General features: G+C 72.1%; 28 protein-coding genes and 1 pseudogene. 16 read left to right on the top strand and 13 right to left on the bottom strand.

All coding sequences use genetic code 11. From position 1 onward, the window contains the following. Positions 1–20: 20 nt before the first annotated feature. From ACZ7FF_RS15970 to ACZ7FF_RS15990, 5 genes are all read right to left on the bottom strand, one after another. Entirely contained in the window at positions 21–1979 is a 1959-nt protein-coding gene (locus tag ACZ7FF_RS15970; RefSeq protein ID WP_470812790.1) for an APC family permease, read from the bottom strand. Positions 1980–2497: 518 nt separating this feature from the next. Further along, a complete protein-coding gene (locus ACZ7FF_RS15975) occupies positions 2498–2959 on the bottom strand; it encodes a hypothetical protein (protein WP_470812791.1) in 462 nt (153 codons plus the stop codon). Positions 2960–3169: 210 nt separating this feature from the next. After that, positions 3170–3700 carry a universal stress protein gene (locus tag ACZ7FF_RS15980; protein WP_470812792.1) on the bottom strand — a complete coding sequence of 177 codons (531 nt, stop codon included), beginning with the start codon at positions 3698–3700 and terminating at the stop codon, positions 3170–3172. Between the two features lie 237 nt (positions 3701–3937). Further along, the gene (locus ACZ7FF_RS15985; protein WP_356344670.1) at positions 3938–4144 is read right to left on the bottom strand and encodes a DUF5999 family protein; all 207 of its coding nucleotides are present in this window, start codon (positions 4142–4144) and stop codon (positions 3938–3940) included. A gap of 279 nt (positions 4145–4423) precedes the next feature. After that, a complete protein-coding gene (locus ACZ7FF_RS15990; RefSeq protein WP_470812793.1) occupies positions 4424–5011 on the bottom strand; it encodes a hypothetical protein in 588 nt (195 codons plus the stop codon). A 570-nt stretch (positions 5012–5581) separates the two neighbouring features. On the opposite strand from ACZ7FF_RS15990, the gene ACZ7FF_RS15995 reads away from it, so the two are divergent. Both ACZ7FF_RS15995 and ACZ7FF_RS16000 read left to right on the top strand, forming a co-directional pair. Further along, positions 5582–7099 (top strand): glutamate-cysteine ligase family protein, encoded by a 1518-nt coding sequence (locus ACZ7FF_RS15995; protein ID WP_470812794.1) that lies wholly within the window; start codon positions 5582–5584, stop codon positions 7097–7099. 373 nt (positions 7100–7472) lie between these two features. Next, complete coding sequence (locus ACZ7FF_RS16000; RefSeq protein ID WP_470812795.1) at positions 7473–8273, top strand: CPBP family intramembrane glutamic endopeptidase; 801 nt, start codon at positions 7473–7475, stop codon at positions 8271–8273. A 19-nt stretch (positions 8274–8292) separates the two neighbouring features. Here the strand turns inward: ACZ7FF_RS16000 and ACZ7FF_RS16005 are convergent, their stop codons facing one another. Next, positions 8293–9105 (bottom strand): PhzF family phenazine biosynthesis protein, encoded by an 813-nt coding sequence (locus tag ACZ7FF_RS16005; protein ID WP_470812796.1) that lies wholly within the window; start codon positions 9103–9105, stop codon positions 8293–8295. 223 nt (positions 9106–9328) lie between these two features. On the opposite strand from ACZ7FF_RS16005, the gene ACZ7FF_RS16010 reads away from it, so the two are divergent. After that, the gene (locus ACZ7FF_RS16010; RefSeq protein WP_470812797.1) at positions 9329–9955 is read left to right on the top strand and encodes a PadR family transcriptional regulator; all 627 of its coding nucleotides are present in this window, start codon (positions 9329–9331) and stop codon (positions 9953–9955) included. 63 nt (positions 9956–10018) lie between these two features. Here the strand turns inward: ACZ7FF_RS16010 and ACZ7FF_RS16015 are convergent, their stop codons facing one another. Next, positions 10019–10447 (bottom strand): type II toxin-antitoxin system Rv0910 family toxin, encoded by a 429-nt coding sequence (locus tag ACZ7FF_RS16015; protein ID WP_470812798.1) that lies wholly within the window; start codon positions 10445–10447, stop codon positions 10019–10021. Between the two features lie 274 nt (positions 10448–10721). Here ACZ7FF_RS16015 and ACZ7FF_RS16020 point away from each other — a divergent pair, with 274 nt between their 5' ends. Then, complete coding sequence (locus tag ACZ7FF_RS16020) at positions 10722–11297, top strand: Clp protease N-terminal domain-containing protein (RefSeq protein ID WP_470812799.1); 576 nt, start codon at positions 10722–10724, stop codon at positions 11295–11297. A 74-nt stretch (positions 11298–11371) separates the two neighbouring features. Continuing rightward, on the top strand, positions 11372–12376 hold the full coding sequence (locus ACZ7FF_RS16025) for an EamA family transporter (protein ID WP_470812800.1): 1005 nt from the start codon (positions 11372–11374) through the stop codon (positions 12374–12376). Positions 12377–12454: 78 nt separating this feature from the next. Here the strand turns inward: ACZ7FF_RS16025 and ACZ7FF_RS16030 are convergent, their stop codons facing one another. Further along, entirely contained in the window at positions 12455–13135 is a 681-nt protein-coding gene (locus ACZ7FF_RS16030; protein WP_470812801.1) for a pyridoxamine 5'-phosphate oxidase family protein, read from the bottom strand. Between the two features lie 49 nt (positions 13136–13184). On the opposite strand from ACZ7FF_RS16030, the gene ACZ7FF_RS16035 reads away from it, so the two are divergent. Next, positions 13185–14516 (top strand): aminotransferase class I/II-fold pyridoxal phosphate-dependent enzyme, encoded by a 1332-nt coding sequence (locus ACZ7FF_RS16035; RefSeq protein WP_470812802.1) that lies wholly within the window; start codon positions 13185–13187, stop codon positions 14514–14516. A 481-nt stretch (positions 14517–14997) separates the two neighbouring features. Here ACZ7FF_RS16035 and ACZ7FF_RS16040 read toward each other — a convergent pair whose 3' ends face one another. Then, the gene (locus ACZ7FF_RS16040) at positions 14998–15201 is read right to left on the bottom strand and encodes a hypothetical protein (protein ID WP_470812803.1); all 204 of its coding nucleotides are present in this window, start codon (positions 15199–15201) and stop codon (positions 14998–15000) included. On the opposite strand from ACZ7FF_RS16040, the gene ACZ7FF_RS16045 reads away from it, so the two are divergent. Then, on the top strand, positions 15200–15514 hold the full coding sequence (locus ACZ7FF_RS16045) for a hypothetical protein (protein WP_470812804.1): 315 nt from the start codon (positions 15200–15202) through the stop codon (positions 15512–15514). The genes ACZ7FF_RS16040 and ACZ7FF_RS16045 overlap by 2 nt on opposite strands. A 21-nt stretch (positions 15515–15535) precedes the next feature. Here ACZ7FF_RS16045 and ACZ7FF_RS16050 read toward each other — a convergent pair whose 3' ends face one another. Continuing rightward, a complete protein-coding gene (locus ACZ7FF_RS16050) occupies positions 15536–16210 on the bottom strand; it encodes a hypothetical protein (protein WP_470812805.1) in 675 nt (224 codons plus the stop codon). A 40-nt stretch (positions 16211–16250) separates the two neighbouring features. Continuing rightward, positions 16251–17186, bottom strand: a complete 936-nt coding sequence (locus tag ACZ7FF_RS16055; protein WP_470812806.1) for a DMT family transporter — start codon at positions 17184–17186, stop codon at positions 16251–16253. A gap of 74 nt (positions 17187–17260) precedes the next feature. Between ACZ7FF_RS16055 and ACZ7FF_RS16060 the strand changes: the two genes are divergently transcribed. Further along, the gene (locus tag ACZ7FF_RS16060; protein ID WP_470812807.1) at positions 17261–18163 is read left to right on the top strand and encodes a LysR family transcriptional regulator; all 903 of its coding nucleotides are present in this window, start codon (positions 17261–17263) and stop codon (positions 18161–18163) included. 4 nt (positions 18164–18167) lie between these two features. On the opposite strand, the gene ACZ7FF_RS16065 is transcribed toward ACZ7FF_RS16060, so the two are convergent. Further along, the gene (locus tag ACZ7FF_RS16065) at positions 18168–18638 is read right to left on the bottom strand and encodes a pyridoxamine 5'-phosphate oxidase family protein (RefSeq protein ID WP_470812808.1); all 471 of its coding nucleotides are present in this window, start codon (positions 18636–18638) and stop codon (positions 18168–18170) included. Positions 18639–18793: 155 nt separating this feature from the next. On the opposite strand from ACZ7FF_RS16065, the gene ACZ7FF_RS16070 reads away from it, so the two are divergent. Continuing rightward, a complete protein-coding gene (locus ACZ7FF_RS16070) occupies positions 18794–19438 on the top strand; it encodes a cysteine hydrolase family protein (RefSeq protein ID WP_470812809.1) in 645 nt (214 codons plus the stop codon). A gap of 6 nt (positions 19439–19444) precedes the next feature. Here the strand turns inward: ACZ7FF_RS16070 and ACZ7FF_RS16075 are convergent, their stop codons facing one another. Further along, complete coding sequence (locus ACZ7FF_RS16075; RefSeq protein WP_470812810.1) at positions 19445–19960, bottom strand: Rieske (2Fe-2S) protein; 516 nt, start codon at positions 19958–19960, stop codon at positions 19445–19447. A 173-nt stretch (positions 19961–20133) separates the two neighbouring features. On the opposite strand from ACZ7FF_RS16075, the gene ACZ7FF_RS16080 reads away from it, so the two are divergent. The 7 genes and pseudogenes from ACZ7FF_RS16080 to ACZ7FF_RS16110 all read left to right on the top strand — a co-directional run. After that, the gene (locus tag ACZ7FF_RS16080; protein WP_470812811.1) at positions 20134–20898 is read left to right on the top strand and encodes a HipA family kinase; all 765 of its coding nucleotides are present in this window, start codon (positions 20134–20136) and stop codon (positions 20896–20898) included. Next, positions 20895–21344, top strand: a complete 450-nt coding sequence (locus ACZ7FF_RS16085; RefSeq protein WP_470812812.1) for a DUF3037 domain-containing protein — start codon at positions 20895–20897, stop codon at positions 21342–21344. The genes ACZ7FF_RS16080 and ACZ7FF_RS16085 overlap by 4 nt, the downstream gene beginning before the upstream one ends. A gap of 147 nt (positions 21345–21491) precedes the next feature. Next, entirely contained in the window at positions 21492–22253 is a 762-nt protein-coding gene (gene fabG, locus ACZ7FF_RS16090) for a 3-oxoacyl-ACP reductase FabG (RefSeq protein WP_470812813.1), read from the top strand. Between the two features lie 13 nt (positions 22254–22266). Then, the gene (locus tag ACZ7FF_RS16095) at positions 22267–23022 is read left to right on the top strand and encodes an SDR family oxidoreductase (RefSeq protein ID WP_470812814.1); all 756 of its coding nucleotides are present in this window, start codon (positions 22267–22269) and stop codon (positions 23020–23022) included. Positions 23023–23211: 189 nt separating this feature from the next. Continuing rightward, positions 23212–24789 (top strand): ABC transporter substrate-binding protein, encoded by a 1578-nt coding sequence (locus tag ACZ7FF_RS16100; RefSeq protein ID WP_470812815.1) that lies wholly within the window; start codon positions 23212–23214, stop codon positions 24787–24789. Positions 24790–24892: 103 nt separating this feature from the next. After that, positions 24893–25576, top strand: a complete 684-nt coding sequence (ung, locus tag ACZ7FF_RS16105) for a uracil-DNA glycosylase (RefSeq protein ID WP_470812816.1) — start codon at positions 24893–24895, stop codon at positions 25574–25576. 117 nt (positions 25577–25693) lie between these two features. Further along, positions 25694–26113, top strand: a pseudogene (locus ACZ7FF_RS16110) (NUDIX hydrolase); the annotation flags it as partial. Between the last annotated feature and the right edge of the window lie 26 nt (positions 26114–26139).

The raw sequence follows: 26139 nt of genomic DNA on the forward strand, positions 1-26139 counted from the left end.
CGTACGTCCGGGTGCCTCGCTCAGCCCGTGTGGACCCGCGGCCGCCGTGTCCGGTTGGGCTCGGCCTCGCGCAGTACCTCACGGGTGACCGGGGCGACCTCGCCCTGCCCGAAGAGGAAGAAGCGCAGGAAGTTGGCGAACGGGCTGCCCTCGGTCCACTCGAAGTAGATGTGCGGGGTGCAGCCGGTCATGTCGCGGACGTGCAGGAGCAGCGCGGCCAGGGCGTTCGGGATGGAGGCGGACTCCAGTGTCAGCACCCGGAAGCGGTCGTGCAGCACCTCGCCGCGCACGGTCAGGCCCGCCTCGAACTCGGAGGGGTCGGTGACCGTGACCTCGACGAAGACGAAGTCCTCCTGCTCGGGCATGTCGTTGTCGGCGCGGATCTGCTCTATCTTGTCGCGGTACTCGGCCTTGTCGCGGTGGCCGGGCTCGTTGGCGATGAACCGCATCTTGCGGCTGGCCATGTCCCGGACGAAGCGCTCCGCCAGCGGGTCGAGGGTCACGCTGGTCACGCGCAGCTCGAAGGCGCGGGCCAGCCGGGACAGCAGCGAGACCAGGATGATGCCGACGATGAAGCAGGCACCGATCTTCACACCGTCCGGCCGCTCGATGACGTTCACGACCGTCGTGTACAGGAACACCACCGCGATGACCGCGAAGCCGATCGTCCAGCGGCGCTGCCTCGCCTTGCGCGCGGCGATGGTCACCGCGATCGCCGCGGAGGTGATCAGCACCAGCACACCGGTGGCGTAGGCGCCGCCCTGCTTGTCGACGTTGGCGTCGAAGATCCAGGTCACCAGGAACGCGATCAGCGTGAAGACGATGACCATCGGGCGCACCGCACGCGCCCAGTGCGGGGCCATGCCGTAGCGGGGCAGGTAGCGCGGCATCAGGTTGAGCAGGCCGGCCATGGCGGACGCGCCGGCGAACCACAGGATGGCGATGGTGGAGATGTCGTAGACCGTGCCGAAGGCGCCGCCGAGGTACTGGTGCGCGAGGTATGCGAGGGCACGGCCGTTGGCGGCGCCGCCCGGCTTGAACTCGTTCTCCGGGATCAGCAGCGTGGTGATGAAGCTCGTGGTGATCAGGAAGCCGCTCATGATGAGGGCGGCGGTGGTCAGCAGCTTCTTGGTGTCCCGGATCCGGCCCGTCGGCTGCTCCTCGGTGTCGCCCGCGTCGCCCTGGACGTGCGGCATCACGGCGACGCCGGTCTCGAAGCCGGACAGACCAAGAGCGAGCTTGGGGAACACGATCAGCGCGAGGCCGATCATCACGAACACGTTCCCGTGTTCCGCGGTCAGGGCGCCGGTCCAGTCGGTGACCACGTGCCCGGCGGTGGCCACGTGGTACAGGCCGACGATCACCACGACGACGTTGAGCGCCAGGTAGACGCCGACCAGGGCGAAGGCGACACCGATCGCCTCCAGGAAGCCCTTGAGGAACACCGCGCCGAGCAGCGCCACGAGGAACAGCGTGATCAGCATCTGCTGGCCGTGCAGGGCACTCGTCAGGTGCGGGTTCTCCACCAGGTGGGTGGAGGCGTCGGCGGCGGACAGCGTGATGGTGATCAGGAAGTCGGTGGCCGCGAAGCCCAGCAGGGTCAGTACGAACAGCTTGCCCTGCCAGAAGGAGAGCAGCCGCTCCAGCATCGCGATGGAGCCCTCGCCGTGCGGGCTCTCCTCCGCGACGCGACGGTAGACCGGCAGGGCGCCGGCGAGGGTGACGATCACGAGCACGATGGTCGCCACCGGGGACAGCAGGCCGGCGGCCAGGGCCGCGATGCCCGGCTGGTAGCCGAGGGTCGAGAAGTAGTCCACACCGGTCAGGCACATCACCCGCCACCAGCGCTGGCCCTTGTGCGGAGGCTCGGGCTCGGCGTGCGGTCCGGTGAGGCCGCCGCTCTTGCCCATGTCGGACAGGCCCTCCAGCATCCAGGCGCGCAGGCGGCTGGTACTTGGAGGGTGTTCGGTCGTGGCCATCGGCGTGCTCCTGATGTGTGGCTCAGTTCTTTCCGGCCATCACGCGGACGGCGGCACCAGCGTATGCAGAGCGTGACGCCTGGGCCCACGGATACGGGGGCCGGGTGCGTCAACGTTGCGTTAAGAATGGCCTGGCCACATCAGTGCCGCATCAAGAAGACGAGGCCGGGGCCGTCGGCCCTGGAGGGGCGAACGGGCGGCTCGACGTGGTCCCGACCGGGGAGTGGCAACCGAGTGTCATCTCCTGAGGTGGAGTGAGGTCTGGCCGGCGGCCCTGGGGGCCGGTCTGCCGAGCGGCGCGCGGCGACCGCGGCCGCCGCCCGGTACCGGCCGCGTGTCACCGCCGGTCCTTCCATCCTGCCCCACGGGAGTGCGGGGCGCTCATTGCGGCCGGGCCCTGCGCGGGCCCCCGCGTCGAGTCCGGACGGGTCGGACCCGACCCGTCCGACGGTCTCGCTTCGGACCTGCTCGGTGCGTACCGGATCGCCCGCCTGCGGCACCCGCGCGAGCGTGTCCGCTCACTCCAGGCCCGAGACCCGGAACACCCCCAGGGCCGTCTCGCGGTCCAGGCGACGGGAGAGGTCCTGCAGGGCGACCATGCCGTGGGGCCGCGTTCCGGATGCCGCGGACCTACGGACGCCCTGGTCGAGCCGGTACCGGAGATCGGGGTTGCGGATCCGGGCGTCGGGGTCGAACTCGACGTGGTTGCCCAGGGAGTGGCACAGGACCAGGCGCGGCGCGACACCGTCCGGCGTCCGCACCGAGGTCAGCTGATCGGTGCGGACGCCGCGGGTGCGCAACAGGCGCCGGACGGTCAGCCGGCCGTCGCCGGCCGACACCCTGGGCGGGAGGAGTACGAGGAGCAGCAGCAGGGCGAGCACGGACCACAGGAGACCCCGCCACCAGGTGAGGGAGCCGGCCGCCCCGTCGACGAAACAGCAGCAGCGCGAGCAGTGCTCCGGCGCGGCGGACCGAGCCACGCACCTCACCGGCCCAGCCGCGCTCGTACGCGACGAAACCGGTGCCGGACGAGTGACGGGCCGCCACCCGTGGCTGTGGCGCGTCGCTGTGTTCCATGAGGCAGACGGTAAGCAGCCGGGGGTCCGACGGAGAACGGCAGGGCCGCACCTCGACGACACTCCGACGTGCGGGGGACTTCCCCTTCGGCCGCACCGTCCCGTCCCCGGCGCTCACAGCCCCCGTGTGTCCATGCGCAGGTGCCAGGTGTTGCGGCGGTGGACGGTGAGGAGTTCGGTCTCCAGGGGGGACGGGGGCACCGCGAGGACGGGGCAGACGGCGTGGGCGAGGCAGTGCCGGGAGACCCGGCCCGAGAAGGCGCGCTGGAGGCCGCGCCGGCCCGCGCCCACGACCAGGACGTCGTCCTCACGGTCCGCCGTCGCCACCAGTGCCCGGCCCGGGGTGCCCCGGACGACCAGGGCGTGCACGGGCACCCCCGGGCCCACCGCGCCGAAGATCTCCTCCAGTACCGAGATCAGCCGTTGCCCGGCCAGCCGCTGCCACTCCTCGACCGGCAGTCCCGCGGCGGGGGAGCGCCGTGCCGCCTGGTCACCACCGGGCGGCTCCCACGCCAGCACCGGCCACAGTTCGGCCCCCAGGCGGCGGGCGAGCGCGGTGGCCCGCCGCAGGGCCGTGACGCTGCCCAGGGAGCCGCTCACGCCGACCACCACCCGTGCGACCGCCGAGACGTCGTAACCGGACATGACTCCACCGTTCTCGCGGGTGTCCGCGCGACCGTCGCGGAGCCGCCCGCAGCAAGGCCTTCTCTTCCATCCCACTCCCGCGCGGGAGATACGACCAGCCGGGAGGAGGAATGCCTGGTGCGCGGGACGGGAAGCGCTGGGCCAGCGGCCGGACACGGGCCGTAGTCGGGCCCGGACATGCGTCAGGGCCGGTGCGCACCGGGTGGGTGCGGCCGGCCCCTCAGGTCTCTGCCCTGCTCAGGCTGCGGTCATCACCTCGTCCGCACCGAGCGGTCGGTGCGGGGCGATGATGCGGCCGTCGGGCAGCAGCTCACCGGTGTCCTCGAAGAGCAGGACGCCGTTGCACAGCAGGCTCCACCCCTGCTCCGGGTGGTGCGCCACGAGACGGGCGGACTCCCGGTCGGCGGACTCTGCTGGCGGGCACGGCGGCTGGTGCTGGCACATGGGTGGGATCTCTCGCTCTGTCGTGGTCATGGCCGTCCCCCGTGGTGATAAGTCGGTCGGAACCCAGTGTTGCCCTCTGGGCGTCATTCCGCAGGGATTTCGCAGCACCGCTTCTCACAGGTTGATGACGCGTCACCCGGCCGGACGGTTCAGTCCAACTGCACTGTCCCTTTGGGTGGTTCGCAGTGGCCGAAGCGGACTAGTCCGGCCGTCACGGGGGCGTCACGCACGTGTACCCCGCCGCCCGGAAGGGGGCGGCGGGGTACACGGAATGCCAGGTCAGGCCGCCGGTGAGCCGAGCAGCGGGAGGCGTGTGGCGCGATGCGTCAGCACCGGCAGCAGCTCGGCGACCCGGTGCGGCCGGTGCGCGGAGATGCCGGGCGGTGCCGGGGCGAGCGGCACGAGCAGATCGGTGCCGAGCGGATGGCCCTCCGCACCGTCGGCGGTGCAGTCGCCGTGCAGCCACAGGGTGAGCATGTACAGGCCGGGCATCGACAGCAGCCGCGCCTGGTAGGGCTGTTGCAGCGCCTCGGCCTGCTTCAGGGCCAGCTCGGTGGAGGCGACGTACGGGCCCTCGAAGAAGTGCGAGAAGGCCCAGCCGTCGGGCGTGAGCATGGTCTCCGCCGCGGCCACCGCCCGATCGCCGCAGCGGATCAGGAACCGCCAGCCGGCCAGCCGGGTCGCGGTCAGGCCTTGGGCGGTGATCCGGTCCAACACGTGGACGGGCAGCGGAAGTTCGGGAGTCGCGGGAGCCTGCGCGGCCCGCAGGGCGGGCGTGCGGGCCTCACGTACCGCGGTGGGGGAACCGAGGGCGGTGAGGACGGAGCGCAGGGCAGGCGCGGGGGCAGGGGGCACGTGCAGCGGCATGTGGGTCGCCTCTCGTTCGACAGGCGCGACGGCGCGAGGAGGGTGGGGCGGACGGCGCTGTCTGCTCACGGGGGAAGGCGGAGCGGTGGGGTCCGGGTCGGTGAAGAACGAAGTGCGGCTCGGTCTGCCGGCCGTCGACCCGGACGGCAGGAAAACGGCAGGACCAGGACCGCGGGCGCCACCCTCCCGCCTTGTGGACGAAGTTTATACGACGCGTGTTCAGCCGATGTTTCGTCTATCGCATTCCGGTAAGTCGCGCAAGGCGTGAATACGCCGTCGATTTGCGGATCTCATCCCGATTTCCGGACCGGTAGCCCGGCGCTGACCTCGCAATACGCCCCGGTAGCGGTCGGCCGAATGTCGTCGGCGTTTTTCACGAGGAGTTCGGGGCACACGGATGTGCGACCTGCGGCATGCCCCGTGAATGTGCCGCGGGGAACATTCCGACAGAGTAGCGGGCGCCGAGCCCGCGCGGGACGTTATCGATCGCTTCGGCTGGGCATCATCCCACCTGACTTGGGAGCCCGGCGGCCGGATCGTCGGCCCGCCCGTCCGAGGAGGGACACCTAGATGGGGGAGAAGGTCGTGGCAGGGCGGTTCGACCTGTCCGATCGCCAGCGCTACCGCGAAAAGCTCCAAAAGTGTCTGACGGGGCTGGAGCGGCTGCTGGTCGAGAAGCGATTCGACCGCCCCAAGAACCTCTTGGGCGTGGAGATCGAACTGAATCTCGCCGGCCCTGACGGCATGCCGAAAATGTTGAACGGTCAGGTGCTGGAGCGCATCGCGAGCCGTGACTTCCAGACGGAACTGGCGATGTTCAACCTGGAAGTCAACATTGCGCCGCACCGGTTGGGCGGCCGGGTATTCGACCGGCTCGCCGAGGAGTTGCGCACCTCGCTCGCCTATGCGGACCGCAAGGCCGGCGAGGTCGACGCGGGCATCGTCATGATCGGCATCCTCCCCACGCTCGACCGGGACGACCTGGTGTCGTCCAACCTGTCCGAGGTCGACCGCTACACCCTGCTCAACGACCAGATCGTGGCCGCGCGCGGGGAGGACTTCCGGCTGGACATCGAGGGCGTGGAGCATCTGGTCTGCACCTCGAAGTCCATCGTGCCGGAGGCCGCGTGCACCTCGGTGCAGCTGCATCTGCAGGTCACCCCGGGCCGGTTCGCCGACGTGTGGAACGCGGCCCAGGTGGCGACCGCCGCGCAGATCGCCCTCGGCGCCAACTCGCCGTTCCTGTTCGGCCACGAACTGTGGCGCGAGTCCCGGCCGCCGCTGTTCCTGCAGTCCACCGACACCCGCCCGCCGGAACTCCAGGCGCAGGGGGTGCGGCCGCGCACGTGGTTCGGCGAACGGTGGATCACCTCGGCGTACGACCTGTTCGAGGAGAACCTGCGCTACTTCCCGGCCCTGCTGCCGATCTGCGACGACGAGGATCCGCTGGAGGTCCTGGACGCCGGCGGCGTGCCCAGTCTCGCCGAACTCACCCTGCACAACGGCACGATCTACCGGTGGAACCGGCCGGTGTACGGCATCGCGGACGGCGTGCCGCACCTGCGCGTCGAGAACCGGGTGCTGCCCGCCGGCCCGACCATCACCGACGTGATCGCCAACGCGGCCTTCTACTACGGCCTCGTCCGGGCCCTCGCCGAGGACTCCCGGCCGGTGTGGACGCGGCTGCCGTTCAGCGCGGCCGAGGCCAACTTCGACGCGGCCTGCCGGGACGGCATCGACGCGCGCTTCGTCTGGCCCCGGCGGGGACGCTACGGGGGCACCGGCGAGGTGGACGCGGTCACCCTGGTCCGCGACGAGTTGCTGCCGCTGGCCTCGGCGGGACTGGACGCGTGGGGCGTGGAGGCCGCCGACCGGGACCTCTATCTGGGCGTCATCGAGGAGCGCTGCCGCCGCCGGGTCAACGGCGCGTCCTGGCAGGCGGCCACCTTCCACCGGGCCCTGGAGCAGGGGCTGAGCCGGGAGGCGGCGCTCGCCGCGACCACGCGGCGCTATGCCGAGCTGATGCACGTGGGTGAACCGGTCCACACGTGGCCGGTGGGCCTGCCGGAGCCGGTCCCCCTGGGGTGAGCCCCGGCCGCTCCCCGAGCCGTCCCACCGGGCGGGCGGGGGCGGTCCGCCCGGACCGGCCGTCGGGAGTCCGTACGCCGTACAGGCCGCGCTCTGTACGGCATACAGGTCGCGGGTCTGTACGGCATACAGGCCGCGGGTCTGTACGGCATACAGGCCGACGGCCCTGGCAACCGGTCCGCGCCGTCCCGGCAACCGGTGCGCCGCCCCGGCAACCGGTCCGCGCGGTCCGCGCCGGGCCCCGGGGACCGTCCGGGCCCCGGGGCCCGTCCCGTCCGCCCCGCGTGCGGCCCGTACGCCGTCCTCACATCTCCTTCTGCGATCCTTGCGGGCAGAGGTGGGCCATGGGCCCGTGAGGCGGCTGGAGGCAGGGGTGCAGGTGGAGGCTGACTCGGTGGCCGATTCCGGGGCGCGGGAGCGCGACCCGAGGCGGATCCTGCGGGACGAGACGCTGCTCGTCCTCGCGCTCTCGCTGGGCGCCAGCGGAGTCTCCGCGCTGATCAGCTTCATCGGCTCGGTCACCAAGCCGGGCGGTCTCAAGGACCAGGCGGCCACCCTGAACGCCTCGGCCGCGCCGGGCCGCCCGTGGCTCGACCTCGCCTGGCAGTTGTTCGGCATCGCCACCGCCCTGGTCCCGGTGGCCCTGGTCGCCCACCTGCTGATGCGCGAGGGCAGGAGCCTGCGCACCCTCGGCTTCGACCGCACCCGCCCCTGGCCCGACCTGGCCAGGGGCGCCGGCATCGCCGCCGTGATCGGCAGCACCGGGATCGCCTTCTACCTGGCCGCGCGCGGCCTCGGCTTCAACCTCACGGTCGTGCCCGAGGCCCTGCCGGCGGTGTGGTGGAAGTTCCCGGTGCTGATCCTCTCCGCCGTGCAGAACGCGGTCCTCGAGGAGGTCATCGTCGTCGGCTATCTGCTGCGCAGGCTGGGCCAGTTGGGCTGGACCCCGGGGACCGCACTGGTGGCCAGCGCGGTCCTGCGCGGCTCGTACCACCTCTACCAGGGCGTCGGCGGCTTCCTCGGCAACATGGTCATGGGCGTGGTCTTCGTCTGGCTGTACCGCCGCTGGGGCCGGGTCGGTCCGCTCGTCGTCGCGCACTCCCTGCTCGACATCGGCGCGTTCGTCGGCTACGCCCTGCTCGCGGGCAAGGTGGGCTGGCTGCCGACGGCCTGAGGACCGGCGGCCCGGCCGCTCAGGCGCGCAGTTCGCCCTCGATGACGGTCACGGCGCGGCCGGTGAGCAGCGTGCGGGCGCCGCGCAGTCCGGTGCGCACCAGACCGGTGCGGCGGGAGGCCTGGAGTCCGGTGAGGTCGTCGCGACCGAGCCGGGCGGACCAGTGCGGGGCGAGCGCGGTGTGGGCGCTGCCGGTGACCGGGTCCTCGTCGATGCCGACGTTGGGGAAGAAGCAGCGCGAGACGAAGTCGTAGCCCCGGGACGGATCGTCGGCGCGGGCGGTGGCGATGATTCCGCGCGAGGAGTGCGCGCCGAGGGACTTGTGGTCGGGGGAGAGGGCGAGGACGGTCTTCTCGTCCGCCAGCTCCACCAGCAGGTCGCCGACGTTCGCCCCGGTGTCGAAGGCGGCGACCGGTGCCGCGCCCAGCGCGTCGGAGATCCCGGCCGGGACGTCGACGGGGGTGAGCGGCGCGGTGGGGAAGTCGAGGGTGATCGAGCCGTCGGTGGCGGGCGTGGCGATGAGCACGCCGCTGCGGGTGGCGAACCGCACCGGGCCCTCGTGGGCGCCGGACGTGTGCAGGACGTGGGCCGTGGCGAGCGTGGCGTGCCCGCACATCGCCACCTCGGCGACGGGCGTGAACCAGCGCAGCGCCCAGTCGGCCTCGCCGCCCCCGGGCAGCCGGTGCGCGAACGCCGTCTCGGCGTGATTGACCTCCATGGCGACGTTCTGGAGCCAGTCGTCGTCCGGGAAGACGTCGTCCAGGAGCAGGACCCCGGCGGGGTTGCCGGCGAAGGGCCGGTCGGTGAAGGCGTCCACGATTCGCATGCGCATGCCCCGACGCTAGTGGCTCCGACAGGCCCTCAGCCAAGGCCAATTCGCGAATCCTGGCACGTTTCCCGCGCTCGGCGCGGCGGGCACCGGGGCGGCTGAGTCCCGTCGCGACCTCCCACGGGAAGGGGCTTGTCATGCGATCGGGTTCCGATATATCGTTGAGCCATCACGAACGATACGCGATGCATACGTGACAGATCGACGATGGAATGGAGTGATCACGATGCGTACCCACGGATTCGAGCGTGGACATCGGCACGAGGGCCCCGGTCGGCGGGGCATGGGTGGGTTCGAGGGCCAGCGGGCCGCCTTCGGGCCGTTCGGTCCGGGTGGCCCGGGGTTCGGTCCCGGCGGCCCCGGTTTCGGTCCGGGCCCCTGGGGGCCCCGAGGGCGGGGCGGCCCGAGGGGGCGGGCGCGGCGCGGTGACGTGCGGGCGTCCATCCTGGCCCTGCTCAAGGAACGGCCCATGCACGGCTACGAGATGATCCAGGAGATCGCCGAACGCAGCGGCGGTGCGTGGAAGCCCAGCCCCGGCTCGGTCTACCCCACTCTGCAGCTGCTGGAGGACGAGGGCCTGATCGCCAGTGAGAGCGAGGGCGGCAAGAAGCTGTTCTCTCTCACGGACAGTGGCCGCACCGCCGCCGACGAGGGGGCGGACGCCCCCTGGGAGGAGGCCTCGCGCGGGGTCGACTGGGAGGCCCTCGGTGAGATCCGGCAGGCCGGCTTCGGCCTGATGGAGGCCTTCGGGCAGGTCTGGAAGACCGGCAGCAAGGAACAGCGGGACAAGGCGCTGGTCGTCATCAACGACGCCCGCAGGAAGCTGTACCTCATCCTCGCCGACGAGCACTGAGGCCCGTACGGCGGCCCGGGCGCCCCGCGGAGCACTCCGCGGGGCGCCCTCGCGTGTCCGGGTTCAGGCGACCAGGCCGCCGAGCTTGCGCAGCGACTCGTTCAGGGCCGCCGTCGCCGAGTCCTTGAGCTTGCCCGCCATCAGCGACACCGCGGCGCCGGTGAACTCGCCGTCGATGCGCAGGGTCGTCGTGTCCCCGTCCGGGGTGAGCGTGTAGCGGGTGGCGACGGTCACCGCCATCGGGCCCTTGCCGCGGATGGCGAACACCCGGGCGGGCTCCAGCTCCTCGATCGTCCAGTCGACCTCCGCCGGGAAGCCCATCAGCTTCATGTTCTCCTGGAACGTGCCGCCGACCGCCAGGGTCTGGGGGCCGCCCTTGGGGAAGCTGGTGTGGGTGGCGTTCCACTCACCGTACGACGACCAGTCGGTGAGCTGCGCCCACACCTTCTCGGCCGGCGCCTGGATGCTTGCCTCAGCGCTGACTTCGGCCATGCGACCACCCCTTCGGTTCGGGCGTATCCGGCTACGGTGTCGCGGAACGTAGCCGGGGGGCCGCGAACATTCAATACTGATGAACCGTCATATTCGGCGGCGTGCGCGGGTTGTGTACAGGGCGCATGGCAAGGCGGCGCGGCCTGTCGGGCCTTTTCGGCTGAATCTCCTCCGTAAGGATGAGATTCCGGTCGGCGATGTCCACTCGGTGTGGGACGCACGAATGGTTCCGCCCGTGGATGACTCGGTCCCCTGAGGCTGATGGGGTGGAGACGTGCAGCCCCGTACAGCCCGCCGGACCGCCCATGACGAGGCGAACCCGTACCCGGACGACGCTGCCGGGCTCGGCGCCGAGCTCGCAGCGGTGGTCGCGGGTGCCCGCCGCAGGGCCGTAAGAGACGGGGACCGGCACGTCGACACCGCCCACCTGCTGCACTCCCTCCTGGAGCACGACCCGGAGGTCCGCTCCGCCGTGGGCGGCCCGCCGCAGCTCGCCCGGCTCCTCGGCTACCTCGTGCAGCGCAGCATCGGCTACGGCCTGCGTTGGCAGGGCAGCGTGGAGGACTCCGGCGCGATCGCCGTCGTACCGGCTCCCGGCGACGGTGGGGCGACCGGCTCCGGGGACTGGTCCCCGGCCGGGGCCGCTGCCCTGGCGCACGCCCATGAGCGGGCGCGGCGCCGCGGTGGCGGCCGGGCCACCGGGTCCGACCTGCTTGCCGGGCTCGTCGCCGACCCCGCGTCCCGTGCCGTCGAGGTCCTCGAACGGGCCGGCATCTCCGCCCCCGACCTGCGCGCCCGCGTGGGGGCAGGCTCCCAGAGGTGCGCAGGCGAGGACGGCGCGACGCGCTGAGGCCCTGACCGCGGCGTCCATCCCCTGAGACAGGTGTCAACGGGGGTGACGCTCCTGTCGTCCCCTGTCATCATGTGCCGGTGCATACGTCTGAGAGCAGTCAGGGCAGCCGTGGCAGGGGTGTGGGACTCGGTCTCGCGCTGGTGTCCGCGCTGGCCTTCGGTGGGTCCGGGGTGGCCGCCAAGCCGTTGATAGAGGCGGGACTCGACCCGCTGCACGTGGTGTGGCTGCGGGTGGCGGGCGCCGCCGTGGTCATGCTGCCGCTCGCCGTGCGGCACCGCGCCCTGCTGCGCCGCCGCCCCGCGTTGCTAGTCGGGTTCGGGCTGCTCGCCGTGGCCGGTGTCCAGGCCTGCTACTTCGCCGCCCTCTCCCGGATCCCGGTCGGCGTGGCGCTGCTCATCGAGTACTTGGCGCCCGCCCTGGTGCTCGGCTGGGTGCGGTTCGTGCAGCGGCGGCCCGTCACACGCGCCGCCGCGCTCGGCGTGGTCCTCGCGGTGGGCGGCCTCGCCTGTGTGGTGGAGGTCTGGTCGGGGCTGAGCTTCGACCCCCTGGGCCTGCTGTGCGCGCTCGGCGCCGCCTGCTGCCAGGTCGGTTACTTCGTCCTGTCCGACCAGGGCGGCGACGCGGGGGACGAGGCGCCGGACCCGCTCGGCGTCATCGCCTACGGCCTGCTCGTGGGCGCGGCCGTGCTGACGGTCGTCTCCCGCCCCTGGAGCATGCGCTGGTCCGTCCTGGCCGGTTCCGCGCACATGAACGGCACCGCCGTACCGGCCCTCGCGCTGCTGGCCTGGATCGTGCTGGTCGCCACGGTGATCGCCTACGTCACGGGCGTGGTGTCGGTGCGGCGGCTGTCCCCGCAGGTCGCCGGTGTCGTCGCCTGTCTGGAGGCGGTGATCGCGACCGTGCTGGCCTGGGTGCTGCTGGGCGAGCACCTGTCGGCCCCGCAGGTGGCCGGCGGTGTGATCGTCCTGGTCGGCGCGTTCATAGCCCAGTCCTCGGCCCCCGCGAAGGGCTCCCCGCAGCCGGTCGCCTCGGGCGGCGCGGAACGCGAGCTGTCGGCCCGCGGCACCGCCGCCTAGATCCGGACACCGGACCGCCCGTGCCCGGTGCGGGTCTCGCCGTGCGCGAGGCCCGCCCCGGGTCGTCGTGCCCGGTGCCTACCGCTCCGCCAGGTAGTCCGGCAGGGCGATGCCGGGGGTCAGGTCGGCGTTGGGGACGGGGGAGTCGTAGCCCTTGCGGAGCGGGACGACGCCGGCCCAGTGCGGCAGGGCGAGGTCCTCGGGCTCGTCGTTGGCGCCGCCGGTGCGGACCTTGGCCGAGACCTCCTCCAGGTCCAGGCGGATCACCGCGGTCGCGGCCAGCTCCTTCTTGTTGGCGGGACGCGAGTCCGCGGCCCGCCCCGGTACGACGTGGTCCACCAGCGCGTCCAGCGCGAGCCGCCGCTCCTCGGGGTCGGTGACCTCGTGCGCCACGCCGTGCACCACGACCGAGCGGTAGTTGATCGAGTGGTGGAAGGCCGAGCGTGCCAGCACCAGACCGTCGACGTGGGTGACGGTCAGGCACACCGGCAGGCCCGGATCGGTCGCACCGGTCATCCGCAGCGGGCGGGAACCGGTGGACCCGTGGACGTAGAGCCGCTCGCCGACCCGGCCGTACAGCGTCGGCAGCACCACGGGTGCCCCGTCCCGGACGAAGCCCAGGTGGCAGACGTACCCCTCGTCCAATATCGCGTGCACCAGCTCCCTGTCGTACGACGCCCGGTCCGCGGAGCGCGTGGGCACGGTGCGGTCGGTCGGGGTGTAGGCGGCGGACTGGGCTTCCGCGGTCGTGCCCGGCATGACGGTCCCTCCATGGCGGTGGCTATTGCACTAGTGCATAATGTCTTTTGTGCTAGGAGAGTATCGGATCGAAGGGCGCGGCGCAGCAGAGATCGCGGCCAGCGTCGAACGCGCGGTCGGGGCCGGGGAGCTGGGGCCGGGCCAACCCCTGCCCCCGATGCGGGAGTTGGCCGCGGAGCTGGGGGTGAATCCCAACACGGTCGCGGCCGCCTACCGCACCCTGCGCGAGCGCGGGGTGATCGAGACCGCCGGCCGCCGCGGCAGCCGCGTCCGGCCCAGACCGGCCACCACCGGGCGCAGGGAACTGCGCGTGGAGGTGCCCGCCGGCGGCCGCGACCTGTCCGCGGGCAACCCCGACCCGCACCTGCTGCCCCGCCTGGCCCCGGCCCTGGCCGCGGCCGCCGAGGCGGGGGACCGGCGCCCCGTCCTGTACGGCGACGACCCCGTCGACCCGGACCTCGCCCGCATCGCCCGCGCCGAACTCGACGCCGACGGCGTCCCGGCGGCTCCGCTCACCGTCACCTCGGGCTCCCTCGACGCCATCGAGCGCGTGCTCGCCGCCCACCTCAAGCCGGGCGACGCCGTCGCCGTCGAGGACCCCGGCTGGGGCGCCACGCTCGATCTGATCCCGGCGCTCGGCCTGCGCACGGTGCCCGTGGCCGTCGACGACGACGGACCGTCCCCCGACGAGCTGCGCCGCGCCCTGGAGTCCGGGGCCCGCGCCCTGATCGTCACCGACCGCGTCCAGAACCCGACCGGCGCCTCGGTGACCGCCACCCGGGCCCGTGCCCTGCGCGCGGTGCTGCGTGAGCACCCGGGGACCCTGCTGATCGAGGACGACCACGGCCACGGCATCGTCGACCTGCCGCTGCACCCGCTCGCGGGCGTCACCCGGCACTGGGCCCTCGTCCGCTCCGCAGCCAAGGCCTACGGCCCCGACCTGCGCCTCGCCGTCCTCGTCGGGGACCCGGTCACCGTCGACCGGGTCCGGGGCCGGCAGCGCCTGGGGCCCGGCTGGGTGAGCCTGCTGCTCCAGCGCGCGGTGGTCCATCTGTGGACCGAGGGCGCGGTGGACCGGGCGGCGGTCGCGCGGTCGTACCGGACCCGCAGGCAGGCGCTGATCGAGGCGCTGGCGGAGCGCGGGGTCGCCGCCCGGGGCCGCAGCGGCATGAACGTCTGGGTGCCGGTCCCCGACGAGACCGGAGCGGTCGCCCGCCTCCTCCAGTCGGGCTGGGCGGTCGCGCCCGGCGCCCGCTTCCGCCTCGGCTCTCCGCCGGGTATCCGCGTCACCGTCTCGGCGCTCACCCCGGCGGACATCGTCCCGCTCGCTGACGCGGTGGCGGCGGCGGTACGCCCGTCCCCGGCCCGCGTCTACGGCTAGGGCCTGTCCGACAGTTCGCGTCGTCGCCCGAAGGGCGGCCGCGCGGCGTCAGGTGCGTGCTCTCGGCGTGCCGGCCCCAGGCCCTCGTACTGTGGAGTACTTGGGTCTGGGGCCGGCGCGGCGAGCGTGCGTGCGTGGCGTCACGCGGCAGACGGGAATGGTCAGACAGGCCCAAGTGCCGCGACCGGAGAGGTTCACCGGCTCGCCTCCGGCAGACCTCCCCGGCCAGGGCGCCGGCCCACCGGCGGCGCACACCTCGTGGACCGGGCGCGGGAGCGGGGCCGGTGCCCCGCCGCTCGAGTCGCGAGCGCGGAACCCGGCCCCGACGATGGAGGAAGATGACCATCGACCCCTTGGACGGCACCATGTCCGTGAGACGACTCTGCGGCTCCGGAAGGGCCCGGCGCCGGACGGCCCTGGGCAGTGCGCTCGGCACCCTCCTCCTCGCCGGCGGGCTCGCCGCCTGCGGGGGCGGAAGCGGTCAGCAGACCGGTTCCTCGCCCCAGGCCACCACTACGCCGAATGCCTCGTCCTTCTCCGGAACACCGCCGTCGGCCATGGCGTCCTCGGCCTCCGCGGCGATCAGCTCGGCCCGCGCCTCCGCGTCCGCCGCCGCGTCGTCCGCCTCGGCCCGCGCCTCCGAGTTCGAGGCGTCGGTGGACGCCGAGACCCAGCGCAGGAGCATGGCGGCGCAGGAGGCCCTGAAGAACGTCCAGGGCCAGGGCAACGCGCTCTCCGAGGTGTCCATCACGGGCATGCCCCGAGCGCAGACCGGCGGAGTGCTCGCCGTGGTGGTCTCGATCACCAACAGGACGCACAGCGAGGCCTCCTACGCCGTGCAGATCGACTTCAAGAACCCCGACGGCAAGGTGGTCGAGACGCGGTACGTCGGCGCGGAGCACCTCAAGCCCGGGGACAAGGAACAGCCCATCGCCTTCAGCCACCAGCCGCCGGAGCCGAAGCTGACGCCCGTGCTCGCCAAGGCGCAGCGCTACTGACGCACGACCCGCGGCGGAGCCTCACCCGTGGATGTGCGCGCTGATCCACGCGGCCAGGCCGGCCTCGTCGTCCGCCGGGGGCAGGTCGGGGCCGTAGGAGAGCGGTGTGCAGGACAGCTGGAGATGGGTGAGGTAGCCGTAGGGGCCGTTGTCGGCCGCGGGTCCGAGGACGAGAGCGTGCGTGGGAGTGCGCCAGATGCGCTGGGTCAGCGTGGGGCCCATGGCCACGGCGGCGCTGGACGGTACCGTCCGCTCGGGGGCCGAGCCGAGACATTCCGTCACCGACCGCGCCGCCGCGGCGAGCACGGCTTCGCAGTCCTCGTCGCTGCTCGGTCTGGCGCAGCGCCAGCCGGGAAGCTTGTGCCACGCGTCGACATAGGCGTTCAGCCAGGACTCGTTGGCCATCCGCTCGTCGTTCGGATCGACGGGGTACAGCTCGCCGAAGACGAGGAAGCTCCGGGTGTCCGGGGTGCCGAACGGGCTGAAGCCCACGCTGCACAGCACGTGTTCATGGGCGGTGCGGAAGGACTCGCAGACCAGCCGGTCCTCCCACTGCCAACCGCGCCGCCGCAGCTCCTCGTCGAGGGCGTCGTCGTCATCGTCGGAGATGTACGGCCCCGCCGGCAGCGCGACGAACTCCGTGACGGCCTCGACGGTCAGGGGGCGGTGGGCGAGGGCGTGTACGGGTATCGGCATGCCGATCACTGTAGAGCCCGCCGCCGCTCCGGCCGCGGGGCTACGCGGCCTTCCTCGGCCGTACCTGGGTGAGCGCGGCACCCGCCAGGACGATCACCGCCCCGACCGGCGTGGTCCAGCGCAGCGACTCGCCGAGGATCGCCACCCCGGCGGCCGTGGCGATCACCGGGATGAAGTACGTGACCATCTGGGCCGTGGTCGGCCCGACCTCGGCGACCAGCCCGTACTGGATCAGCACCGCGAGACCGGTGCCCAGCGCGCCCAGCGCGGCGATCGCCAGCAGCGGGACCAGCGCGAAGTGGTCCGGAACACCGGTGAACAGGGGCGTCACGATTGCCAGCTGGACCGTCGCGATGAGCAACTGCCCACCGGTCATGGACAGATGGGAGTTGCCCGTGCCGGCCAGCGTCCGCCGCACGTAGATCCAGCCCACCGGGTAGCTCAGCGACGCAAGCAGCGCCATCGCCGTGCCCGTGGCGTCCAGCCCGTGGAAGCCCTGCCACGCGCCCAGCACCGTCAGCACACCGAGGAAGCCGAGACCGAGCCCGGCGACCCGGACCCGGGTCGGCCGGTCCTCGGAGAGGGCGACCAGCGACAGGAGCATGCCCCACAGGGGCGAGGTGGCGTTGCAGATGCCGGCCAGCGTCGACGGGATGGTCAGCTCGGAGTAGGCGAAGAGGGAGAACGGCAGGGCGTTCAGGAAGAACGCGGCGACCGCCATGTGGGCCCACAGCCGGCCCCCGCGCGGCAGCCGCTCCCGCTTGACGGCCATCGCCGCCGCGAGCACCGCCGTACCGAACACCAGGCGCCCGAGGGTCACCTGGAAGGGGGCGTACCCGCCCGTGCCCACCTTGATCAGCAGGAAGCTGAAGCCCCAGATCAGGGACAGCGCGCCGAAACGGAGCCGCCAGCCGAGGCGGGCGCGGGTGCGGGTGGGTGCGGGGGACTGGGTCCGGGATGCGGTGACCGTGCTCATGGCCTCAACGATGCTGGAGGAAACTTCTTAGCACAATCGAGAATACGCGCCTGATATCTCTTAGGATCGCTTACATGTTGAACCTCGAGCGCCTGCGCACCCTGGACGCCCTCGCCCGGCACGGCTCGGTCAGCGCCGCCGCCGACGCCCTGCACGTGACGACCTCCGCGGTCTCCCAGCAGCTGGGCAAGCTGGAGCGCGAGGTCGGCCAGCAGCTCCTCGCCAGGAACGGCCGCGGTGTGCGGCTCACGGACGCGGGCCGGCTGCTGTCGGATCACGCGGCGCGCATCCTGTCCCAGGTCGAGCTGGCGCAGTCCGACCTGGAGGCGCAGCGCGGGCAGGTCGCCGGTGAGCTGAGGCTGTCCGCGTTCCCGACCGCCGCGCGCGGTCTCTTCCCGGACGCGCTCGGGGCGCTGCGCGCCGAGCACCCGGGGCTGCGGGTGCGCTCCAGCGAGCTGGAGCCGGAGCGGGGCATCGCGGGCGTCGTCCGCGGCGACCTCGACCTCGCCGTGGTCCTCGACTGGTACAACAAGCCCATGCCCGTGCCCGACGGTCTGGTCAAGGCGCCGCTCCTCGACGACCCGGCCGACGTCGCCATGCCCGCCGGGCACCGGCTCGCCGGCCGGGACGAGGTGGATCTCGCCGAGTTCGCCGAGGACGAGTGGATCACGTGGGGCGAGGGCGAGTTCTGCCACGAGTGGCTGATGTTCACCCTGCGTTCCAAGGGCGTCGAGCCGATCGTCGGCCACCGGGCCGGCGAGACCCACACCCAGCTCGGGCTGGTCGCGGCCGGTCTCGGCGTGTGCATCGCGCCGCTGCTGGGCCGGCACCCGGTGCCGGACGGCGTGGCCCTGGTGCCGCTCAGGCAGCGCGTGCGCCGGCACGTGTACGTGGTGTGGCGCGCGGACGCCGACCGCCGGCCCTCGATCCGCGCGGCCGTCGACGCCCTGCGCACCGCCGCCCGGAAACTCGGCTGAGCCCCTATGCCCCGCCCAGCTTCCGGAAGTCCCAGGAGACGACCTTCTCCGGGGTGAGCCGCGCCCAGGCGTGCCGGCCGTCGTGCGGCATCTCGTCCAGGCCGAAGTTCTTGCGCGCGAACAGCGTCTCCGCCGTGTCCAGTTCGGCGCACAACTCGCCGGTGCGCGGCACCTCGCCCACGAACTCCACCCGGCCCGACAGCTCGACCCCGCACAGCTGGTCGTACTCCTCGCCCGAGTCGACGACCACCGCCACCCGCGGATCGCGGCGCAGCTGCGTCCAGCGCCGGCTGCGCACCACCGAGTACAGCCACAGCGAGGTTCCGTCCCAGGCGAACCACAGCGCGCTCACATGCGGAGCGCCGTCGGCCGAGACGGTCGCGACCCGGCAGGTGCGCTGGCTGGTCAGGAACTCGTCCAGTTCGCCCGGTGTCATCATGATCTTCCGGCCCCGGCGCTGCTGAGTGACGGTCATGCGGCCCCCTCTTCTCCCACGTCGTGCCAGAGGAACGTCCCTCTGCCGGTGATCCTCTGACATCACGTCAGAAAAGGGAATGGCCCGGCTTCCGCTCACTGCCGCGAGTGGCTACTCTCGCCGCCCGGCCACCGGCGACGGCGAAGGAGTGCACGATGACGGCGCACGAACGGCTCGGCGAACTCCTCGATCCCGCGAGCACCGTCCTGCTGACCGTGGAGTGCCAGCAGGGGGTGGTGGGCCCGGACAGCGCCCTGCCCGAACTCGCCCGCGAGGCCCGCTCGCGCGGCGCCCTGCACCACGTGGCCCGGCTGGTGGCCACCGCGCACCGCACCGGCGTCCAGGTCGTCCACGCGGTCGCCGAGCGCCGCCCGGACGGCCGGGGCGCCAGCCGCAACGCCCGGCTGTTCCGGGCCGCCGAACGGCTCCCCGTGCGGCAGCTGACCGGCAGCACCGCGGTCCGGGTCGCGCCCCCGATCGAGGTCACCGAGGCGGACCTCGTCGTACGGCGGCTGCACGGGCTGTCCCCGCTGCACGGCACCGACGTGGACGCCCTGCTGCGCAACCTCGGCTGTCGCACCCTGATAGTCACCGGGGTCTCGGCCAACGTGGCGATACCCAACGCGGTGTTCGACGCGGTCAACCTCGGCTACACGGCCGTCGTCCCGGCCGACGCCATCGCCGGAGTGCCCGCCGACTACACCTCCGCGATGATCCGCCACACCCTCGCGCTGGTCGCCACCGTCACGACCACCGACGAGGTGATCGGCTGCCTCGAACGGCCGCGCGGACGGTCCTGATACGGCTCAGGCCAGCTTGATCTCGTCGCCGGAGACGGTGATCTTCGCCGCGGGCAGCGGCTGGGTAGCGGGGCCCTGCTTCACACTGCCGTCCTCGACCGAGAAGTGGCTGTTGTGGCACGGGCAGACGATCGCGCCGCCCGTCACGCTGCCCACCGCGCACCCCTGGTGGGTGCACTTGGACGAGAACGCCTTGAACGTGCCGGCCGCGGGCTGGGTGACCACCACGCCCTGGTCCTTGAAGATCTTCCCGCCACCCTCGGGGATGTCGGACGTCTTGGCGAGCGCGGCACCACCACCGGCGGCGCCACCGCCCTGCGACGCCCCGGTGGACCCGCCCGAACCGGTCGTCCCGGTGGAGCCGGTCGTGCCGGCGGAGCCGGACCCGGTGTTGGCGCTGCCGGACGAGTCGTCGCTCGAACCGCAGGCGGTCAGCGCGGCGGCGAGCCCGGCCGCTCCGGCCGCCGCCATGACGGTACGGCGGGCCGGTCCGGTCTCGGGCTGGGGCGATGCGCTGGTCATGTGGGCTTCCCTTCCGCGGAGCTTCATGTGGTCCGCCCAGGGGTACGGTCCCCGGGCGCCGCCTGTTCAGACGGCACCCGGATCCCCGCGCCCCGGCGACCGGGAACGCCGTGCGCCGCGGCCGTGGGCCGGCCGTCCGCCGGAGCCCGGACCCACCCCAGTAGCCTGGGGCGATGCTCAAGGAAGTCACCGCGACCCGGTACATCACGCCACTGCGGGAGGGCGGCTCGCTGCCGGGGCTCGTCGAGGCCGACGACTTCGGGACCTACGTCATGAAGTTCACCGGCGCCGGACAGGGCCGCAAGACCCTGGTCGCCGAGGTGGTGTGCGGCGAACTCGCCCGCCGCCTCGGCTTCCGGATGCCCCGCCTCGTCACCGTCCGGCTGGACCCGGTCCTCGGGCTCGGCGAGCCCGAGCAGCAGGTGCAGGAGCTGCTGCGGGCCAGCGGCGGCACCAACCTCGGCATGGACTTCCTCTCCGGTGCGCTCGGTTACGACCCGCTCGCCTTTTCCGTGGGTTCCGAGGAGGCCGGCCGGATCGTCTGGTTCGACGCGCTGATCAACAACGTGGACCGCTCCTGGCGCAACCCCAACCTGCTCGTGCACCGCGGCGACCTGTGGCTCATCGACCACGGGGCCACGATGATCTGGCACCACAACTGGCCCTCCGCCGAGGCCTCCGCGGCCCGCGCCTACGACGCCGCCGACCACGCCCTGGCCCGCTTCGCCCCGGACGTCGCCGCCGCGGCGGCCGACCTGGCACCCAGGGTCACCGAGGACCTCCTCGCCGAGGTCACCGCCGAGATCCCGGACGTCTGGCTCGACGGCGAGCCGGGCTTCGACACCCCGGACGACCTGCGCCGGGCCTACGCGCGTCCGCTGCTCGCGCGGGCGGCCGCCGTCCACGAGCGCATCACCGGCATCGAGGGGACCAAGTGAGCGAGACCCACATCCACATGGCCGGCCACGTGACCGAGCGTCACATCACCCGGGCGGGCCAGGGCGGCGACCGGGACGTGTTCGAGTACGCGCTGCTGCGGGTCGTGCCGCGCGTGGAGCGCGGCGAGTGCGTCAACGCGGGCGTCGTCCTCTACTGCCGGGCCAAGGCCTACGTCGGCGCCCGCACCCATCTGGACGAGACCCGGCTGCGCGCCCTCGACCCGGAGGCCGACGTGGCCGGGATCCGGGCCGCGCTCGCGGCCGTGGAGAAGGTCTGCGCGGGCGGGGAGGAGGCCGGGCAGGCGGCCCGCGACGACGCCGGGCGGCGCTTCCGCTGGCTGATCGCGCCCCGGTCCACCGTCGTCCAGCCCGGCCCGGTGCACACCGGACTGACCACCGACCCGGCGGCCGAGACGGAACGATTGCTGGACCTCCTGGTGAGGTAATGGATCACACCGGTGCGGTGTGCCGTTGACACCGGGTGCCAGGGCTTCTAGCGTCACGTGTACCGAAGGTACTAAGCGGTCGCTCACCGCACGAGGGGCCCTCCCGAAGGGCCACACAGGTTCTCTCAAGGGCGAGGAGAAGCAGTAATGTCCACCACTGAACAGCGGGTCGCGGTAGTCACCGGCGCGGCGCGCGGCATCGGCGCCGCCACCGCCGTACGACTGGCCGCCGAGGGTCACGCGGTCGCCGTGATCGACCTCGACGAGGCCGCCTGCAAGGACACCGTCGAGAAGATCACCGCGGCCGGCGGCAAGGCGATCGCGGTCGGCGCCGACGTCTCCGACGAGGCGCAGGTCGAGGCGGCCGTCGCCCGTATCGCCGCGGAACTGGGCGCCCCGACGATCCTCGTCAACAACGCGGGCGTGCTGCGCGACAACCTGCTGTTCAAGATGAGCGTCTCCGACTGGGACACCGTCCTGAACGTGCACCTGCGCGGCTCGTTCCTGATGACCAAGGCCGTCCAGAAGCACATGGTCGACGCGGGCTTCGGCCGGGTCGTCAACCTGTCCTCCTCCTCCGCGCTCGGCAACCGCGGCCAGGCCAACTACTCGGCCGCCAAGGCGGGCCTCCAGGGCTTCACCAAGACCCTCGCCATCGAACTGGGCAAGTTCGGCATCACCGCCAACGCCGTCGCCCCCGGCTTCATCGCCACCGAGATGACCAAGGCCACCGCCGACCGCGTCGGCATGGGCTTCGACGACTTCAAGAAGGCCGCCGCCACCCAGATTCCGGTGCAGCGCGTCGGCGAGCCGGAGGACATCGCCAACGCCATCGCCTTCTTCACCGGCGAGGCGGCCGGGTTCGTCTCCGGCCAGGTGCTGTACGTCGCCGGCGGACCGCTCGACTAAAGGGAACAGGTACATGACTTCCGTGGAACTCTCCGGCAAGGTCGCCCTCGTCACGGGCGCGAGCCGCGGCATCGGCTACGGCGTCGCCGAGGCCCTGGTCGCGCGCGGCGACCGAGTGTGCATCACCGGACGCAACGAGGACGCGCTGAAGGAGGCCGTCGAGAAGCTCGGCTCCGAGCGGGTCATCGCCGTCGCCGGCAAGGCGCACGACCTGGACCACCAGACCGAGGCCGTCGAGCGCACCATGGAGGCCTTCGGCCGCCTCGACCACCTCGTCAACAACGCGGGCACCAACCCGGTCTTCGGCCCGATCGCGGACCTGGACCTGAACGTCGCCCGCAAGGTGTTCGAGACCAACGTGATCTCGGCGCTCGGCTTCGCCCAGAAGACCTGGCACGCCTGGCAGAAGGACAACGGCGGCTCGATCGTCAACATCGCGTCGATCGCGGGCCTCGCGCCCTCGCCCTTCATCGGCGCCTACGGCGTCAGCAAGGCCGCGATGATCAACCTGACCCAGCAGCTGGCGCACGAGTTCGCGCCGAAGGTCCGGGTCAACGCGATCGCCCCGGCCGTGATCAAGACCAAGTTCGCGCAGGCCCTGTACGAGGGCCGGGAGGAGGAGGCCGCCGCCTCCTACCCGCTGGCCCGGCTCGGCGTGCCGTCCGACATCGGCGGCGCCGCCGCGTTCCTCACCTCCGGGCAGTCCGACTGGATCACCGGCCAGACGCTCGTCGTCGACGGAGGGCTTTTCCTCAACGCCGGCGTGTGAGAAACGCTTTCCGGGCGCCGATTTTCGGACGGATCGGCGCCCGGAGAACCGCACAGCGGGCGCACAGTCGCATGACAACGTCGTCACCGCTCAGTCGATCAAGAAGGCCTGTTTCACGGGAGGTTCGGGCGCCCAAACGCTGCGGTATGGTCTGCCGACCCTTGGTACGGCGGATCGAGGAGCGTGCGCGTGTTCAACCGGAACCGATTCCTGCGGAGAGTCGCGGCGATCGCGTCCATATCCCTGGTGGCCGGATGCAGTCTGCTGTCCGGCAATGGCTCGGGCAGCAAGGGCCCGATCGTCGTGGGCACCACCAGCGCCCCCAGCACGCTTGACCCGGCGGGTGCCTGGGACGGCTCCTGGGAGCTGTACCGCAACATCTACCAGACGCTCCTCGCCTACCCGAACGGCGCCACCACCCCCCAGCCCGACGCCGCCGAGAGCTGCTCCTTCATCGACTCGGGCAGCCGCACCTACCGCTGCAAGCTGCGCTCCGGCATGAAGTTCACCGACGGCAACCCGCTGAACGCCCAAGCCGTCAAGTACTCCATCGACCGCATCCGCGCCATCGACGCCCCGAGCGGCCCCGCCGGGCTGCTCGGCAGCCTGGACCGGGTGGACACCTCGGGCGACCAGGAGGTGGTCTTCCACCTCAACAAGTCCGACGCGACCTTCCCGTTCGTGCTGGCCACCCCCGCCATGTCGATCGTCGACCCGGCCGACTACCCGGCCCACACCCTGCGCAAGGACGGCGACGTCGTCGGCTCCGGGCCGTACAAGCTCCAGTCGTACCAGGAGGACAGGCAGGCGGTCCTGGTCCGCAACGGCGACTACCAGGGCTTCGCCAAGCGGCAGAACGACGCGGTGACCATCCGCTACTTCCAGGACTCCGCCAGCATGGTCAAGGCGCTGCGCGACAAGCAGATCGACGTCACCTACCGCGGTCTCGCCGCCGACGACATCCTCGCCCTCCAGCAGCACGGCAACGCGGACCTGCAGCTCATCGACGGCGCCGGCACCGACATCAGCTACCTGGTGTTCAACCCCAAGGACCCCTGGGCCAAGCAGCCCGCCGTGCGCAAGGCCATCGCCCAGGTCGTCGACCGGGGCGCCATCGCCCACAAGGTCTACAAGGACACCGTCGTCCCGCTGTACTCCATGGTCCCCGCGGGCCTGACCGGCCACACCACCGGCTTCTTCGACGACTACGGCGACCCGAGCGTCCCCAAGGCCCGCAAGATCCTCTCCGACGCGGGCATCCACCAGCGGGTCCCGCTCACCCTCTGGTACACCACCGACCGCTACGGGTCCGAGACGGCCCTGATGTTCCAGGAGCTGAAGCGGCAACTGGAGGGCTCCGGGCTGTTCACCATCACCCTGAAGAGCCGCCCCTGGAAGACCTACGTGGTCGGCTACCAGAAGGGCGAGTACCCCGTGTTCGGACGCGGCTGGTTCCCGGACTTCCCCGACGCGGACAACTTCATCGCCCCGTTCGTCGGCGAGCACAACGCGCTCGGCACGCCGTACCAGGCCAAGGAGATCACCGACAGCCTGCTGCCGCACTCGCGCGCCGAGAGCGACCGCGCGCAGACGGTCAAGGACATGGAGCAGGCCCAGCAGATCATCGTGAACGACGCCCGGCTGATCCCGCTCTGGCAGGGCCGCCAGTACGTGGCGGCGAGCGACGACGTCTCCGGCGGCGAGCAGGCCCTCGACCCCTCGACGATCATGATGATGTGGACGCTGCACCGCAAGACCAGCTGGTGAGAGCCGCGAACGGCCCTTCCCGCACCGGATGTCAGTGGTCGGCTGTAGGTTCTGAACCCTGGAAGTGCAGGCCGTAGTTGATTGACATCGTGAGGACGTTGACGTGACCGACATCGCCATGCTGCCCGAGTCCTGGCGCGGGGTTCTGGGCGACGAGCTGCAGCAGCCCTACTTCAAGGAGCTGACCGAGTTCGTCGAGGACGAGCGGGCGAAGGGTCCCGTCTACCCGCCGCGCGAGGAGGTCTTCGCGGCGCTGGACGCGACGCCGTACGAGCGGGTGAAGGTCCTCGTCCTCGGACAGGACCCGTACCACGGCGAGGGCCAGGGCCACGGCCTGTGCTTCTCGGTCCGCCCGGGTGTGAAGACCCCGCCCTCGCTGCGCAACATCTACAAGGAGATGCAGGCCGAGCTGGAACTGCCCGTCCCCGACAACGGCTACCTGATGCCGTGGGCCGGGCAGGGGGTCCTGCTGCTCAACGCGGTGCTCACCGTCCGGGCCGGCGAGGCCAACTCGCACAAGGGCAAGGGCTGGGAGAAGTTCACCGACGCCGTCATCCGTGCGGTGGCCGACCGGCCCGACCCGGCGGTTTTCGTCCTGTGGGGCAACTACGCCCAGAAGAAGCTTCCGCTGATCGACGAGACCCGGCACGTGGTCGTCAAGGGCGCGCACCCCTCGCCGCTGTCCGCGAAGAAGTTCTTCGGCTCCCGCCCCTTCACCCAGATCAACGAGGGCATCGCCCGCCAGGGGCACGAGCCGATCGACTGGCGCATCCCCGACCTGGGCTGAACGGACGCCGGGGCCCGGGCCGATCGAGCCGGGCCCCGGGAGGCCGTGGACGTGCCGCGGGGTGCGGACGTGTCCGCGGGGTGCGTGGGACCGCCCCCTAAGCTGACGCTCATGCCAATGGACGATCCCCACATCGCGGTGGAAGCGGGCGTCGAGATTCCGGTGCCCGCGGAAGGTGAGAACTGGACCGTCGGCGCGGTGATCCTGAACGACCGCGGTGAGGCCTTCGCCCAGAGACGCGGCCCCGGCCGGCGACTCTTCCCCGACTGCTGGGACATCGTCGGCGGACACGTCGAGCCGGGTGAACCGCTGCTCGCCGCCCTGGCCCGCGAGATCCGGGAGGAGACCGGCTGGCGGCTGCGCCGCGTGCGCCGGCTGCTGGGCGTCTCCACCTGGACCGGCGACGACGGCGCCGGAGTACGGCACGAGGCCGACTACCTGGTCGAGGTCGACGGGGACCTCGACCACCCGGAGCTGGAGTGGACGAAGCACTCCGCCTACGGCTGGTTCGGCCCCACGACGCTGCACCGGCTCAAGGAGAACCGTTCACCGGGGGAGTACCT

The organism is Streptomyces sp. NPDC037126 (assembly GCF_055605965.1).

Coding starts and splice junctions, on each gene's coding strand:
- ACZ7FF_RS15970 (WP_470812790.1), bottom strand. CDS start 1,979: ATGGCCACGACCGAACACCCTCCAAGTACCAGCCGCCTGCGCGCCTGG.
- ACZ7FF_RS15980 (WP_470812792.1), bottom strand. CDS start 3,700: ATGTCCGGTTACGACGTCTCGGCGGTCGCACGGGTGGTGGTCGGCGTG.
- ACZ7FF_RS15985 (WP_356344670.1), bottom strand. CDS start 4,144: ATGTGCCAGCACCAGCCGCCGTGCCCGCCAGCAGAGTCCGCCGACCGG.
- ACZ7FF_RS15990 (WP_470812793.1), bottom strand. CDS start 5,011: ATGCCGCTGCACGTGCCCCCTGCCCCCGCGCCTGCCCTGCGCTCCGTC.
- ACZ7FF_RS15995 (WP_470812794.1), top strand. CDS start 5,582: ATGGGGGAGAAGGTCGTGGCAGGGCGGTTCGACCTGTCCGATCGCCAG.
- ACZ7FF_RS16005 (WP_470812796.1), bottom strand. CDS start 9,105: ATGCGCATGCGAATCGTGGACGCCTTCACCGACCGGCCCTTCGCCGGC.
- ACZ7FF_RS16010 (WP_470812797.1), top strand. CDS start 9,329: ATGCGTACCCACGGATTCGAGCGTGGACATCGGCACGAGGGCCCCGGT.
- ACZ7FF_RS16015 (WP_470812798.1), bottom strand. CDS start 10,447: ATGGCCGAAGTCAGCGCTGAGGCAAGCATCCAGGCGCCGGCCGAGAAG.
- ACZ7FF_RS16030 (WP_470812801.1), bottom strand. CDS start 13,135: ATGCCGGGCACGACCGCGGAAGCCCAGTCCGCCGCCTACACCCCGACC.
- ACZ7FF_RS16045 (WP_470812804.1), top strand. CDS start 15,200: ATGGCGGCGCAGGAGGCCCTGAAGAACGTCCAGGGCCAGGGCAACGCG.
- ACZ7FF_RS16040 (WP_470812803.1), bottom strand. CDS start 15,201: ATGCTCCTGCGCTGGGTCTCGGCGTCCACCGACGCCTCGAACTCGGAG.
- ACZ7FF_RS16050 (WP_470812805.1), bottom strand. CDS start 16,210: ATGCCGATACCCGTACACGCCCTCGCCCACCGCCCCCTGACCGTCGAG.
- ACZ7FF_RS16055 (WP_470812806.1), bottom strand. CDS start 17,186: ATGAGCACGGTCACCGCATCCCGGACCCAGTCCCCCGCACCCACCCGC.
- ACZ7FF_RS16060 (WP_470812807.1), top strand. CDS start 17,261: ATGTTGAACCTCGAGCGCCTGCGCACCCTGGACGCCCTCGCCCGGCAC.
- ACZ7FF_RS16065 (WP_470812808.1), bottom strand. CDS start 18,638: ATGACCGTCACTCAGCAGCGCCGGGGCCGGAAGATCATGATGACACCG.
- ACZ7FF_RS16070 (WP_470812809.1), top strand. CDS start 18,794: ATGACGGCGCACGAACGGCTCGGCGAACTCCTCGATCCCGCGAGCACC.
- ACZ7FF_RS16075 (WP_470812810.1), bottom strand. CDS start 19,960: ATGACCAGCGCATCGCCCCAGCCCGAGACCGGACCGGCCCGCCGTACC.
- ACZ7FF_RS16080 (WP_470812811.1), top strand. CDS start 20,134: ATGCTCAAGGAAGTCACCGCGACCCGGTACATCACGCCACTGCGGGAG.
- fabG (WP_470812813.1), top strand. CDS start 21,492: ATGTCCACCACTGAACAGCGGGTCGCGGTAGTCACCGGCGCGGCGCGC.
- ACZ7FF_RS16095 (WP_470812814.1), top strand. CDS start 22,267: ATGACTTCCGTGGAACTCTCCGGCAAGGTCGCCCTCGTCACGGGCGCG.